The 13,724-nt window shown below is 63.6% G+C and carries 14 protein-coding genes and 1 riboswitch; of the genes, 7 read left to right on the forward strand and 7 right to left on the reverse strand.

Features of this window, described 5'->3' with window-relative positions; genetic code table 11:
- Nucleotides 1-42: 42 nt before the first annotated feature.
- Nucleotides 43-1,341, forward strand: coding sequence for a dicarboxylate/amino acid:cation symporter (locus LB547_RS11640; RefSeq protein WP_224656269.1), 1,299 nt, complete (start codon nucleotides 43-45; stop codon nucleotides 1,339-1,341).
- The gene (locus tag LB547_RS11645) at nucleotides 1,338-2,129 is read left to right on the forward strand and encodes an aspartate/glutamate racemase family protein (protein ID WP_140559304.1); all 792 of its coding nucleotides are present in this window, start codon (nucleotides 1,338-1,340) and stop codon (nucleotides 2,127-2,129) included. The genes LB547_RS11640 and LB547_RS11645 overlap by 4 nt, the downstream gene beginning before the upstream one ends.
- A 21-nt stretch (nucleotides 2,130-2,150) precedes the next feature.
- Here LB547_RS11645 and fba read toward each other — a convergent pair whose 3' ends face one another.
- Nucleotides 2,151-3,215 carry a class II fructose-bisphosphate aldolase gene (gene fba, locus LB547_RS11650; RefSeq protein WP_140497777.1) on the reverse strand — a complete coding sequence of 355 codons (1,065 nt, stop codon included), beginning with the start codon at nucleotides 3,213-3,215 and terminating at the stop codon, nucleotides 2,151-2,153.
- A 261-nt stretch (nucleotides 3,216-3,476) separates the two neighbouring features.
- Here fba and LB547_RS11655 point away from each other — a divergent pair, with 261 nt between their 5' ends.
- From LB547_RS11655 to LB547_RS11665, 3 genes are read left to right on the forward strand one after another with little or no spacing between them, the layout of a single operon-like run.
- On the forward strand, nucleotides 3,477-4,247 hold the full coding sequence (locus LB547_RS11655) for a DeoR/GlpR family DNA-binding transcription regulator (protein ID WP_140520894.1): 771 nt from the start codon (nucleotides 3,477-3,479) through the stop codon (nucleotides 4,245-4,247).
- An 18-nt stretch (nucleotides 4,248-4,265) separates the two neighbouring features.
- Nucleotides 4,266-5,024 carry a triose-phosphate isomerase gene (locus LB547_RS11660; protein ID WP_140555498.1) on the forward strand — a complete coding sequence of 253 codons (759 nt, stop codon included), beginning with the start codon at nucleotides 4,266-4,268 and terminating at the stop codon, nucleotides 5,022-5,024.
- A gap of 34 nt (nucleotides 5,025-5,058) precedes the next feature.
- Nucleotides 5,059-5,502, forward strand: coding sequence for an RpiB/LacA/LacB family sugar-phosphate isomerase (locus tag LB547_RS11665; protein ID WP_140497783.1), 444 nt, complete (start codon nucleotides 5,059-5,061; stop codon nucleotides 5,500-5,502).
- Here LB547_RS11665 and dhaL read toward each other — a convergent pair.
- From dhaL to LB547_RS11685, 4 genes are all read right to left on the reverse strand, one after another.
- Nucleotides 5,499-6,134, reverse strand: coding sequence for a dihydroxyacetone kinase subunit DhaL (gene dhaL / locus LB547_RS11670; RefSeq protein ID WP_181170887.1), 636 nt, complete (start codon nucleotides 6,132-6,134; stop codon nucleotides 5,499-5,501). The two genes, LB547_RS11665 and dhaL, sit on opposite strands and share 4 nt — an antisense overlap.
- Before the next feature lie 10 nt (nucleotides 6,135-6,144).
- Entirely contained in the window at nucleotides 6,145-7,152 is a 1,008-nt protein-coding gene (locus LB547_RS11675; RefSeq protein WP_140762518.1) for a dihydroxyacetone kinase subunit DhaK, read from the reverse strand.
- Between the two features lie 77 nt (nucleotides 7,153-7,229).
- Complete coding sequence (locus LB547_RS11680) at nucleotides 7,230-7,703, reverse strand: 6,7-dimethyl-8-ribityllumazine synthase (protein WP_140762515.1); 474 nt, start codon at nucleotides 7,701-7,703, stop codon at nucleotides 7,230-7,232.
- A 76-nt stretch (nucleotides 7,704-7,779) separates the two neighbouring features.
- A riboswitch (FMN riboswitch) is annotated at nucleotides 7,780-7,982 on the reverse strand.
- Between the two features lie 59 nt (nucleotides 7,983-8,041).
- Entirely contained in the window at nucleotides 8,042-9,232 is a 1,191-nt protein-coding gene (locus tag LB547_RS11685; protein ID WP_140762511.1) for an MFS transporter, read from the reverse strand.
- 49 nt (nucleotides 9,233-9,281) lie between these two features.
- Here LB547_RS11685 and LB547_RS11690 point away from each other — a divergent pair, with 49 nt between their 5' ends.
- A complete protein-coding gene (locus LB547_RS11690; protein WP_140497789.1) occupies nucleotides 9,282-9,821 on the forward strand; it encodes an Lrp/AsnC family transcriptional regulator in 540 nt (179 codons plus the stop codon).
- Between the two features lie 146 nt (nucleotides 9,822-9,967).
- Nucleotides 9,968-10,786, forward strand: coding sequence for a class I SAM-dependent methyltransferase (locus LB547_RS11695; RefSeq protein WP_140762509.1), 819 nt, complete (start codon nucleotides 9,968-9,970; stop codon nucleotides 10,784-10,786).
- Nucleotides 10,787-10,867: 81 nt separating this feature from the next.
- Here LB547_RS11695 and LB547_RS11700 read toward each other — a convergent pair whose 3' ends face one another.
- Complete coding sequence (locus LB547_RS11700) at nucleotides 10,868-12,190, reverse strand: four-carbon acid sugar kinase family protein (protein WP_140520887.1); 1,323 nt, start codon at nucleotides 12,188-12,190, stop codon at nucleotides 10,868-10,870.
- A gap of 8 nt (nucleotides 12,191-12,198) precedes the next feature.
- Nucleotides 12,199-13,449: a 3-oxo-isoapionate-4-phosphate decarboxylase OiaX gene (gene oiaX / locus LB547_RS11705; protein ID WP_140555486.1), complete on the reverse strand. Its 1,251-nt coding sequence runs from the start codon at nucleotides 13,447-13,449 to the stop codon at nucleotides 12,199-12,201.
- Nucleotides 13,450-13,724: the final 275 nt, after the last annotated feature.

The raw sequence follows: 13,724 nt of genomic DNA on the forward strand, positions 1-13,724 counted from the left end.
GGACCCTTGGCTTTCGATTGGCGCCTGGCGGCGAGGCGCATATTGCGCTCGCCCGCGACGACGATTGCGATGATCGGGGCGGGAATCCTTTGCGGCCTCTATTATCCAGCATTTGCCCATGCGATCAGCCCGGTGGCGCAGCTCTACCTGAATTTCCTCAAGATGGTCGTCCTGCCCTACCTGGTCTCGTCGGTCATCTTCTCGATCATGTCGATGGTTCAGGATCCCAACTCGGTCCGTTACCTTGGCCGGGTGGGTATGGCGGTGCTGGTCGTGTCGTTCCTGAGCGTATTGGTGAGTGGCACCTACTCGCTTGTCCTTCAGCCGGGCCAGATCGAGAATCCTCAATCGCGCATCGAGCTTGGCGAGTTCATCAATTCGCAGGGCAGTGTATCCACCGATCTCGCATTCCCCTACCAACCACCACCCAATGAGGGATCCGACACCGGGCATTCGATACTGCTCGATCTTGTACCGAACAACGTCTTCAGCGCGCTGGCCTCCGGTCAAACCATCCAGGTCCTGCTGTTCTGCCTGCTTTTCGGGCTCGCGATGGGCAAGATTCCCCAGCCTTCGTCCATGAGCCTGTCTCAGGCGCTGAACGCGGTTTACCGGGCCTGCACGGTCCTTACCAACTGGTTCATCTGGGGATTGCCGTTTGCAACCTTCATCCTGATCGCGGATCAGACCGCGTCGACCGGAACCAAGCCGCTCACGCTGATGGGCGGTTATCTGCTGGTGATGGGTCTTTCCTGCCTCACATTCATCGCCGGCGCATTTGGCGTTATCGCCATCCGCTCTCGGCGAAGCTACTGGGCCACGATCAAGACCTGTCAGCCCCTTCTCATGGTAGCCATCACCACGCGCTCTACCGTCGCCTCGCTTCCGTGGGTCATCAACCTGCTGAGCGAGCGTCTGCGGTTCAGCCTCGTGGTCGTCGAACTGCTCGTGCCGCTGCAGGCGGCATTGCTGCGGACAGGCCCGGCGCTGCTTTACACGTCGGGTGTTCTTTTCATCGCTCAGCTCTACGGCCGTCCGCTGGCAATCCCCGACCTCCTGCTCGTCGGCATCACCTCGGCGCTTCTCGCGCTGACGACTGGCGGCATGGGCAGCCTGCTCATCCTGTCCCAGATGTCGATCGTCTGTGGCTACCTGAAGATTCCCTTCGAGGCGGCGTTCGCCCTGTTCGTCGCGGTCGACGCGGCCGTCGACACGTTCATGACGCTGTCCAGCGTCTGCACCGTGGCGGCGAGCACCGCAATGATCGCGCCCAGCCACAGGGAGACGACGCAGCCTGTCGAAGCGGCGTCGGAACAGCTCGAAGCCGAGCCCGTCCGATGATCGACCATGGCGTCAGCCTCCAGCTCGGCGTCATCGGCGGTCTCGGGCCGTTGGCATCGGCTGACTTCTACTTCAAGCTGACCCGAATGACCCAGGCGTTCCGGGACAATGAGCATGTGCCCGCCGTCATCCTCAGCGTGCCTCAGCTGCCTGACAGGACCGAGGCGATCCTTGCCGGCCATGACGGTCCGTTGCCGTCTTTGAAAGCCGCGGTCTCGACGCTCAATGCGCTCGGCGTTGCCTGTATCGCGATGCCGTGCAACACCGCCCATCATTGGTATGAGCAGCTGGCGGCGAGCTCGCAGGCGCGGATCATCCATATCGCCGACGCGGTCGTGGCTGAAACCCATCGTAGCCTGAGCCGAGGCAAGGTTACGATCCTCGCCACGCAGGGCACGCTGGTCTCCGGCTTCTATCGGGACAGGATGTCGGCGGCGGGATTTGAGCTCTGCTTTCCCGCCGTCACGGAATTCCAGGGCCGCGTCGATAGCGCGATCGGCCTGGTCAAGGGTGGTTCGATCGCGGAGGCGGCGAGCGAAACCGAGCGCGCGCTTGAAATCGCGCGATCGGCCGGCGCCGATACGGCCGTTCTCGGCTGCACCGAACTGTCGGTGGTGGCCGCCAGCCTCAACCCTACGAACGGATTGGTCGTCATCGACAGCAATGCAGCCTTGGCGCGAGCCTGTTTGACACGGTTGGGCTTCGCCGCGCAGGACGTTCCGCGACCTCGGCCGGTGTTCTCATCCCGTAAAGAGCTGGAGCGGTTCGGCGGTTCTATCCAACACTGAACCGCTCCGGGAACTGGTCGTTTAGCCGAATTTCGGATCGAGGCTGCCCGCTTTGTAACGCTTGGCCATTTCCGAGACCGGCAGCGGCTTGATCTTCGGCGCGTTGCCGGCGGTGCCGAACTGCTCGAAACGCTCCTTGCACAGCTTCCTCATCGCCGCCATCGCCGGCGTCAGATATTTACGCGGATCGAATTCCGAGGGATTTTCCGTCAGCACCTTGCGGATCGCGCCGGTCAGCGCCATGCGGTTGTCGGTGTCGATGTTGATCTTGCGCACGCCATGCTTGATTCCGCGCTGGATCTCTTCCACCGGCACGCCCCAGGTCGGCTTCATCTGCCCGCCATATTTGTTGATGATCTCCTGCAGATCCTCCGGCACCGAGGACGAACCATGCATGACCAGGTGCATGTTCGGCAGGCGGCGGTGGATTTCCTCGATGACGTTCATCGCCAGCACCGCGCCGTCCGGCTTGCGCGAGAATTTATAGGCGCCGTGGCTGGTGCCCATGGCAACCGCCAGCGCGTCGACATGGGTGTCGCGCACGAACTGCTCGGCCTGCACCGGATCGGTGAGCAATTGGTCGTGGCTGATCGCGCCTTCGACGCCGTGGCCGTCCTCCTGCTCGCCGCCGCCGCTCTCCAGCGAGCCCAGCACGCCGATCTCGCCCTCGACCGAAACGCCGCCCCAATGCGCCATGTCGACGACGCGCTTGGTGATGCCCGAATTATAGGCGTAGTCGGCCGGCGACTTGCCGTCCTCCTTGAGTGATCCATCCATCATCACCGAGGTGAAACCATGCTGGATCGCGGTGACGCAGGTGGCCTCGTTGTTGCCGTGGTCGAGGTGCATGCAGACCGGGATGTCGGGATGGATCTCGACCAGCGCATCGATCAGCTTGGCCAGCACCACGTCATTGGCATAGGCACGCGCACCGCGGCTTGCCTGCAGGATGACCGGCGACTTGGTCTCCTCCGCAGCCTCCATGATGGCGAGGCCCTGTTCCATGTTGTTCATGTTGAAGGCCGGCACGCCATAGCCGTATTCGGCGGCGTGATCGAGCAATTGTCTCAGTGTGATGCGAGCCAACGAATAGTCTCCCGTATCTGGTTTCTAACCTGTGCTTGCTGGCTGTCCGCGCATCGTCCAGCCCACCGATGCTTCTGGCCGGATTTCCGTGCAACCGCAACCGTCAGACACCGTCCCGGCAGCAATTCTTGTTACAGGGTCGTGATGAAAGCCACGGGAATATCCCAGGAAAATATCTCATTATCACAAAAATCATGATAGTTTCAGGAAGAAATATGTTATCTTTATCGAGGAGCCAGCGTCGGTTGGCGGACATCGGCAATGAAGAGCGATAACAGGCGTCAAGGCATCATGGACTTTCTGATGGACGTCGGCGCGGCGAGCGTCGACGACCTTGCCTCACGCTTTGGCGTCTCCAGGATGACGGTGCATCGTGATCTCGACGACCTTGAGGAGAGCGGTTTCCTGCGCAAGGTGCGTGGCGGCGCTTCGATCCAGCCGAGCGGTCTCTTCGAAAGCGATTTTCGCTACCGGCAGAAGCAGGCGACAGGGGAAAAGCAGCGTCTTGCGGCGGCCGCCGTGGCGATGATCGAACCCGGCCAGACTGTCATCATCGACGACGGCTCGACGGCTGGCGGCATCGCACGGCATCTCGCCGATTTCAGGCCGCTGACGGTGATCTCCAACAATCTGGCCGTCATCCAGGACCTGGCCGGCGCCGGGGGCATCGACCTGATTGCGCTCGGCGGCCAGTATAGCAAGAAGTTCCACGGCTTCTTCGGACTGCTTGCCGAGGCTTCGCTGAGATCGCTGCGCGCGGACGTCGCCTTCCTGTCGTCATCGGCTATCCACGGCGCCTCCGCTTTCCACCAGGACCAGGAGGTGGTGCAGATCAAGCGGCTGATGATGGAAGCAGCGACCCGCAAATACCTTCTGGTCGATCACGGCAAGTTCGGCCGCACGGCGCTGCATTTCCTGACCGAACTCGAGGCGTTCGATGCCGTCTTCACCGGTCGCGCGCCCGAGCCCGGAATGCGCGCCGCACTGGATGCCGCCGGCGTTTCGCTGACGGTGGTCGCCAACAAGGATTGAGGATCAAGGAGCGCAGGCGTGGTTTATTGGGTCGGTACAAGCTGGAAGATGAACAAGACGCTCGCCGAGGCGCTGGATTTCGCCGGGGCATTGGCCGGCTTCGTGCCAGGCTTCGACGAGCGCATCCAGCCTTTCGTCATCCCCCCGTTCACGGCGGTGCGCGAGGTCAAGCAGGCGCTGTCGTCGACGCGGGTCAAGGTCGGTGCCCAGAACATGCACTGGGCCGATGCCGGGGCCTGGACCGGCGAGATCTCGCCGCTGATGCTGAGCGACTGCGGTCTCGACATGGTCGAACTCGGCCACAGCGAACGGCGCGAGCATTTCGGCGAGGCCGATCGCACCGTCGGCCTGAAGACGGCGGCCGCCGTCAAGCACGGACTGATACCGCTGATCTGCGTCGGCGAGACGCTGGCGGAGCGCGAAAACGGCAAGGCGGATGCGGTGTTGACCGGCCAGGTCGAGGGTGCGCTGCTGTTCCTCGAAGGCGAGGCGAAGGCGGCAAAAATCCTGTTTGCCTATGAGCCGGTCTGGGCGATCGGCGACAAGGGTATTCCGGCCAGCTCCGCCTATGCCGAAAAACAGCAGGCGCTGATCAAGAAAGTGGCCGGCGGCCTGCTGCCGTCCATCCCGCCGGTGCTCTATGGCGGCAGCGTCAATCCCGGCAACGCGGCCGAGCTGATCGGCCAGCCCAGCATCGATGGCCTCTTTATCGGCCGCTCGGCCTGGCAGGCGGAGGGCTACATCGACATCCTCAGGCGCGCCTCGGCGGCGATCTGAACGAACGAAATCTCATTCAAGAAAGGACACGACCATGAAAATAGCCATTGGAGCCGACAGCGCCGGCAAGCCGTTGCTTGATGTCATCGCCGCGCATCTCGCGACAAAATCCGGCCTCACCGTCAGCGACCTCAGCCAGGCCGGCTTTTATGCCGACCTGTCACAAAAGCTCGCCCAGACGATCATCGACGGCGAGAACGACCGCGGCATCCTGTTCTGCGGCACCGGCATCGGCGTCTCGATCTCGGCCAACAAGGTGCCTGGCATCCGGGCGGCACTCACCCACGACACCTATTCCGCGGAGCGCGCCGCCAAATCCAACAACGCGCAGATCATCACCATGGGCGCCCGCGTCATCGGCCCGGAACTCGCCAAGGCGATCGTCGATACCTGGTTGGCCTCGGAGTTCGACGAGAAGGGACCGTCGGCCGGCAATGTCCAGGCGATCAACAAGCTCGATGAAGCGAAGCAGGCCTAAGCCAGGTTGTCGCGCAAAGCCTCGATGACGGTCACGGCCGAGGCGGCGCCGGGGTCGATATGGCCGAGCGAGCGTTCGCCGAGCCGCGAGGAGCGGCCCTTGACGGCGATCATGTCCTTGGTCGCCTCGGCCCCCAGGCGCGCCGCGTCCACTGCCGCGTCGAGGCTTTCGGCAAGACCTTTTCCCGCCGCATTGCTGGCGCCGGCCGCTTCCGCCGCCGGCAACCAGGCGTCGATCATCGTCTTCTCGCCGATCTCGGCCTTGCCGCGATCGCGGATGCCTTGCGCCATCGCCTGGAACAGCGCGACGACATCCGCATCAGCTAGCGTGGTCTTGCCCTTGACGGCAGCGGCGGCGCGCATGAAGGCGGTGGCATAGAGCGGGCCAGACGACGCACCGACCGCGTTGAGGAACGATTTAGCCGCCATGTTGAGAAGCGCGGTCGGCTCGGTCGCCGTCAGGTCGAGTGGCGCCAGCGCGTCGCGCACCGCGTTGAAGCCGAGCGCCATGGCGATGCCGTGATCGGCGTCGCCGATGACGCCGTCGAGCTGGCAGAGCCGGTCCTTGTCGGCTTCGATCGCCACCGCGATCGCATCGAACATTCTCTTCAGGTCAGCGCTATCGATGCTCACGGGTCACTCCTCAGCCGGCGCGGAACATGGCGCAGTCGCACGGATGGTCGAGCATGGTCTGCAACTCGCCATCGAGATGGAACAGCGTCACCGAGGCGCCGGCCATTTCGAGCGACGTGCAGTAATTGCCGACCCAGGTCGCATGGATGGAAACGCCGATGTCGTCGAGACGCTGCTTGACGCGACGGTTCATGATGTAGAGCTCCATCAACGGTGTCGAGCCCAGCGAATTGACCAGCACCGCAACCTTGTCGCCACGCGAAGGCGCCATCTCGGCAAGGATATTGTCCAGCATCTCGTCGCTGATCTCGTCGGCGGTCCCGAGCTTGCCGCGCGCGATGCCCGGCTCGCCATGGATGCCCATGCCGATCTCCATCTCGTCGGCGCCGATCTCGAAATTCGGCCGCCGGGTCTGCGGCAGCGAGCAGGGCGACAGCGCCACGCCCATGGTGAAGGTATGGTCGTTGGCCTTGCGCGCCATGCGCTCGCATTCGTCGAAGGAGAGCATGCGGTCACAGGCCGCGCCGGCCGCCTTGAAGACGAAGAAATTGCCGGCGACGCCGCGACGCTTCTGCCGCTGGTCGCGCGGTGCCGAGGCGACATCGTCGGTGGTCAGCACCGTGCGCACCTCAATGTCGTCCATGGCGGCCATTTCGGCCGCCATGTCGAAATTCATCACGTCTCCGGCATAGTTGCCGTACGTGAACAGGACGCCCGCGCCGCCGTTCGCCGCCTTGGCGCATTCAAGGATGGGATCGGGTGGCGGCGAGGCAAAGACATTGCCAATCGCCGCCGCATCCGCCAGGCCCTTGCCGACAAAGCCGAGAAAGGTCGGCTCATGGCCCGAGCCGCCGCCGACGACGAGCCCGACCTTGCCGGGACGCGGTCCGTTGCGGGCGATGATCGAGCGCTGGCTGCCGTCCGCGCTCCTGAGATGGCTGGGATGCGCGGCCAGAATCCCCTCTAGCATCTCGTCGACGGCACGGTTGCCGTCATTGATGATCTTCTTGGTCTGCACCGGCATCCTCCCGAACTCGGCATTTTCCTGAGATACTACAGGCTGTTACCGCGATTTCCACCCCGCTCTCGGCTGTTTCAGGCGGCGATGTGCCTTCGCGCCGCCAGAATCTGGAGGCATGCGCCGGCCGCTTCCTTGCCCTTTACCTGGAAGTGCTCGAGGAAGAAGCGGTGGTGCTCGGAGCTGTCGTGGTAATTGTGCGGCGTCAGTACCGCCGAAAGCACCGGCACGCTGGTCGTCAACTGCACATTCATCATGCCGTCGATGACCGCGCCGGCGACGAATTCGTGCCGGTAGATGCCGCCATTGACGACGAAGGCAGCGCCGAGGATCGCGGCGTAGCGACCCGTCTCGGCCAATGTCTTGGCGTGCAGCGGGATCTCGTAGGCGCCGGGCACGTCGAAGATTTCGACGGCAAAGCGGCCGTCGCCCAGTGCAGCAAGCTCCGCCTCGAAGGCAGCGACACACTGGTCGACGATATCCGCGTGCCAGCGCGCCCTGACAACGGCAACGCGGGTCGTTTCATAGTCTTTGTGGGAATGCTGATTCATGGGTCCATCCTTCCGTTTCGAACCAGAATCAGGACGCACGATACGAAAACCGGCCGCCGGGGCGGTCCGTCTTCCGTTTCGTTCTCTTCCATCCGGACTGTAACCGTCGGCTCCGGAATCACACCGGATCTGCTGACCCTTCCGGTTTTGCCGGAAAGCGCTCGCGGGCTTGGGTCCCGCGCATGACCCCGAAAACCGGACCGGTTTTCGGAAAGAAATCGTGCGCAATCAGGAGTCCTTACCGCCGGTGGGGACTTTCACCCCGCCCTGAGAACATTAACGGCTTTGTATGGAAGGGCAGGGGCGCCGCTGTCAACCGCGCGCGGGCTGGTGGCCCATCACGTCCTGTGTGGCTGGCGCGGGCGCCAGGCGGCGGCCGAAGCCGCGACCAGCATCAGCAACGCCGCCACAATTGCCGATGCGGCAAAGCCGAAATCCGAATATAGCGGCCCGAAGCCGGTGGTGCCGACAAAGACCGCCAGATATGTCACCGCGCTGTTCAGGCCCATGATCGTGCCGCGCCGTGACGGATCGAGCGCCGACAGGCGCATCACCAGCACGTTCAGACCGAAGTGATTGGCGAGACCCCAAGCCGCCACCATGGCGAGCATCATGCCATAGCTGTTGCTTGTCGCGGCGATCGCGACATAGACGATGGCGACGAGCAGGTAAGCGAAGGGCATGACGCGGCGAGCCCCCAGGCGATCGATGATGCCGTCGAAGAGCGCCGCCGTGCCGAACCCGGCCCCATAGGCGAGTGCGGCCAGGCCGTTGGCGCTGACCGGCTGGCCCAGCCCGCTGTGCAGATGGTCGCCAAGATAGCCATAGACACCGTAGAAGGCGGTCATGAAAGCACCGCAGGCGATCAGAAGCGGCACGATGCCGGGAATGCCGAGCGCCTCGAGCGGCGCTGGAGCCGGGCCGGCCTTTCTGACATCCGGGAGTGACGATGCGGTAAGGCTGCCAAGCGCCAGCGCCGCCAGCAGCGCCACGGCGGCGAAGACGGCCCGCCAGTGCACGAGATCGGCAAGCACCGCCGACAGCGAAACGCCGGCCACCATGCTGAGCGTCCATCCGGTCAGCACAACGCCGATCGTTCCGCTTTCCCGTCCAGGTGGGGCAATCGCCGCGGAACTGGCATAGATTGCCGGCATGGCGACGCCGGCGGCGATGCCGGTGAGAAGCTGCGCAGCGACCAGCGCCGTCACCGTCGGCGCCACCGCGCTTGCGACAAGCGCCAACGTCAGCAACAGCAAGGCCGCCTGAAGCATCCGGCGCGCGCCGACCCGGTCGATGTAGCGTGCCAGGAACAGGGCGCTCGCCGAGGTGCCGAGGCCGAAGGCGGCGGCCGCCATCATAACGACAGGCACGCTGGTCGCGAACGACACGGCCACGGCGGGAGCAATTGGACCCAGCACCAGGGAGTTCGAGCCGATGACGGCGATGCATCCGGTCAAGAGATAGGCCAGCGCCGGGATGGGCGGCCGGGCATTCGCACCCAGGGTTGCTGCTTGATCTCTGTTCGACATATATTCATAATGGCCGTATTTTATTCGGCTACAATCGGGAATTTCCACTATGGACGAAGAAACAAATGGCATTCCGCAGAACAGGCCGGCGCCCCGCGATCTCGACGCGATCGACAGAAAGATATTAGGCGTTCTCGTCGACGACGCCACGGTCAGCTATGCTGAGCTTGGCGATCGTGTCGGCCTCTCGCCGCCCGCCGCGCATGAGCGCGTCAAGCGCCTTCGGCGCAGCGGCGCCATTCGCGGCACGGCTGCCATCATCGACCCCAAGGCGGTCAAGAAGCCGCTGCTGGCATTCGTGCATATCGACACCAAGGGCTGGGGCAAGACGCCGGAGCTGATGGCGGTTTCGCAATATCCGGAGGTCGAGGAGATCCACACGGTTGCGGGCGACACCTGCATGCTGCTGAAGGTCCGCACGGAGGACACGCGGGCGCTCGAAGGCCTGCTCTCGCGCCTCTACGAGACACCCGGCGTCACCTCGACGCGCAGCTACGTGGTGCTGTCGACCTATCTCGAGCGGCCGGTGCAGCCCGGCGTCACGACGCAGTGGCCGGCGCCCAGGCACATGGCCGAGCCCCTGTACTAAGGCCTGATGCCGATAGCGAAGCGGTTTTCGGACGACGTCATGCTCTATCTCTTTGATTTGGAGCTGGACTGGTCGTCTCCGCCGAAAACGGCGCAAAACAAGCAATGATATGCTAATCTCCCGAGCCTCTAGGCAGAGGGCGGGTGATGGCAACGCTGGAAACGGACAAGGTATTCGCTGGCTCCATACCGGAAAACTACGACCGCTATATGGTGCCGTTGATTTTCGAGCCGTTCGCTGCGGATCTTGTAGCGCGAGCAGCGTCCCTGTCGCCCGCCGCGGTTTTGGAGACGGCCGCCGGCACCGGGGTCGTTACCCGCGCATTGGCGCCGAAATTGTCTCCCGGCGCAAGCTATACCGTAACCGACCTCAACCAGCCGATGCTCGACTACGCCGCTTCGCGACAACCTCCCGACGGTCGCATCACATGGCGTCGGGCGGACGCCTTGGCGCTGCCGTTTGAAGATGCGGCCTTCGACCTCGTCTGCTGTCAGTTCGGTGCGATGTTCTTTCCCGACCGGCCATCTGCCTACCGCGAAGCCAGGCGTGTCCTGAGGCCGGGCGGACATTTCCTGTTCAGCGTATGGGATCGCATCGAGGAGAACGTCTTTGCCGATGATGTGACGAATGCTCTCGCAAGGATCTTCCCCGACGATCCGCCGCGCTTTCTGGCACGCACGCCGCATGGCTACCACGACAAGGCAGTGATCCGTCGCGAGCTGGAGGAAACTGGGTTCTCCGGTGTAATGATCGAGACGAGAGCCGAACAAAGCCGTGCATCCTCGCCGCGCCTTCCCGCCGTCGCTTATTGCCAGGGAACTGTGCTTCGCACCGAAATCGAGGCCCGGGAGGCTGGGAAGCTGCAAGCCGCGACCGACTACGCCGCATCCGCGATTGCAGACAGACATGGCAGCGGCGCGGTGGCCGCCAAAATTCAGGCTCACGTCATCATGGCAACGGCTTAGAGCAATTCCAGGAAAAGTGTGTACGGTTTTCCGGGAAAAGCGCGTAGCGCTTTCCCTATGGAATTGCGCAAAAACAAACGTCTAGCTTCCCAGCCGGATCGTCTCGAAATAGGCGTCGGTGCCGACCTGGCCGCCCTTGAGCGCGATTTCGAGTCCATCGATTGCGCCGCCGCCATGGGCGACACAGAGCGGTGATCCCGGCGATTGCGGCAACGGCATGCGCACGGTCAGCGCGTCGATGGCCAATTGTCCGAGCGCGTGACTGGAGGTGTCGCCGCCGGCGATCACCGCGCGCTTGAGTTTCTGTTCCACGATTAACCGGCGCAGGATTGTTCCCAGCGCTCGCCCGAGCGTGTTTCGCGCACCTTCGATCCGGTCGATCTCGGCGCCACGGTCGGCCTGTGGGCCAAGCGCGGTGTAGAGGATGACGCTGCGCCCCGCAGCCAGGCTTGCCAATCCGCTCGCGACGGCGCGCTCGATTGCCTCCTTGGCGCCCTCCGTGACCAGTTGCATGGCATCCATCTCGACGCCGTCGAAACCGTGGGCAAGGGCGTGGCGGATCTGCTTTTCGGTGGTCGGCGACACGCTGCCCGAGACCACCGCGAGGCGGTCTACCGGTCCCGGCGGCGCGAACGACGCCTGCCCGGAGGCAATGCCTTTGCCGGCCCATTCGGCAAGCAAGGCATATTCGACGCCCGAGGATCCGACGACGAAGCCATGGCCTTGGTCATGGATGCGCCAGATCTGTTCGCCGACGCGTCTCTGTGTCTGGCGGCTTTCGACATCAAACAGGATGATCGCCCTGTTTTGCACGGCCTGGTCGACCGTTTGCGCGAGATCGTCGGTCTGCAATGCAGCCAGGTCGACAAGGCCGGAGCTGAGACTGGTCTGGCGCGAGAGATGCACGAGCAGGTCTGCTTCGTTCATCGGCGTCACCGGATGCCTGCTCATCACCGGATGCCTGTCGATGCGGAAATACTCGCCGCGGAACGCCGCGAAAAGATTGCCGAAGGCCGTGTAGCGCTTGAGCTGCGGCGCGCCGACGACCATCGGCACGCTACTCTGGCCGAAGATGCGCCGGCCGATCTCGATGGCGCGGCCGATATTGCCGACCGTCGGGCTGGAATCGAAGGTCGAACAGATCTTGTAATGGCAGATCGCCGCTTCGAGGCTCTTCAGCCATTCGAAGGCGGGCGCCAGATTCTGCTCCATCCATTGCGGCGTTTCGCTTCGGCTGGTGCCGGCCAGTCCGACGGCGCGGCAATGGAAAAATCGCGCCAGCAGGCGCTCATCGGGCCGACGCATGAACAGCACCGTCGGCACGCCGCCGAGCTCGAGCGCCTCCATGACATCCGTCGAGCCGGTGAGGTCGTCGCCATAATAGCTCAGGAGCAGGTTCTGCATGGCTTCGCTCAGGCCGCCTTGCCGTCGCTGAATTTCTCGATCGAGCGTGCCAGCTCGGCATGGTCGCGCGCGAATTCGTCGAGGGCAATGCCCTCGACCGCGGCCTGCCACGCTTGCAGCACCGCGCGCACCCCGGCGCCGGGCCCGTCCGGATGGCTGACGATGCCGCCGCCGCAGAGATAGAGGAGATCGACCGTGCGGCCGGTGCGCTCATAGGTCTCGGGCGCCTGGCCGCCCCATTGGCCGGAGCAGGCCACGGGCAGCGCGCAATCGTATGATGAAAACAGCGGCGTGGTCACCGCTTCGAAAGAGCGGATGAAAGAATCGTCCGGCTCCCAGTATTTCGAGCCGATACCGTTGATCTGGAACTGGTCGACGCCGAGCAGCCGCCAGAATTGCTGCCATACCTTGAAATCCATGCCGAGGCCGGGATGGCGGGTGAGAATGTCCCAGCCATTGCGGTGCGCATGCAGCGCCAGCCCGGAGCGCTTCCTGAGGAAAGCCATGCCGCCGAATCCGATGGAGTTGATGTTGACGACCGCGCAATTGCCGCCGGCTTCCAGCACCAGATCGTGGTTGCGCATCATCTCGTCGGGATCGGCATGCGAGATGCCGAAGGCGTACATCACTTTCTTGCCGGTCTTTTGCTCGTGGTCGCGGATCAGCGGCATGATCGCCTTCACCCGCTCAGCGAGCGGCGAATAGGCCGGGCTCATCAGCTTCTCGTCGTCCTTGATGAAATCGACGCCGGCTTCGATCAGTTCGCCCACCATCGCGGCTGTCTCGTGCGGCCTGAGGCCAAGCGCCGGCTTGACGATGGTGCCGATGATGGGACGGCCCTCGACCCCGGTCAGCCTGCGGCTGCCGGCAACGCCGAATTGCGGGCCGGGATGGGCGCCCCGGTATTGTTCCGGCAGCTTCATGTCGATGACCCGGATACCGGACAGGCCCCTGATCGAATAGGTGCCGCTGATGGCGATCGTCATCAGCGCCGACAGGTCGGTGCCGATGGCGTCGAACGGGAAGCCGATATCGACATCGGCGCGCCGGAAGGGGCCGTTCCCGGATCCGGGAAGCGACGGCTGCTCGGCATCGGGCAGCGGCCTGATCGCCAGCACACGAGCCGCCACACGCGCCTTTAATTCCTCCGTCTCGCCGGGCAGTGGGACGAAGGTGCCGGTCGACTGGTCGCTCGCGATCTTGGCCGCCAGCGCTTCGATGCTGCCAGAGGTTTCGATGCGATAGGTAAGCGTGATCATGGTCTGTCGGCCGCTTGAAAAGGGTTCGAAAAAAGTTTTGTCGCGCAGGAAATCTGGTATAATGAGTACCTAAGTATTGCAAGCAATATCCCGACTTCGGCAAGAGGGCCGGCTTCGGCAATTCCGGGAAATGAGCGGCGTTTTTCGTTCGGAATGCCTGGAACAAACAGCTGGCGCGGCTTGGCGATTGCATGAAATCGCGGGACCGCTCCAGGCGCAGGCATTCCGGTAATCCTGCCTGGAATGCTAAACAGGAACCGGGCCAGGGAGTGATT

The sequence above is a fragment of the Mesorhizobium sp. B264B1B genome (genome assembly GCF_020165765.1).
Classification (GTDB): domain Bacteria; phylum Pseudomonadota; class Alphaproteobacteria; order Rhizobiales; family Rhizobiaceae; genus Mesorhizobium.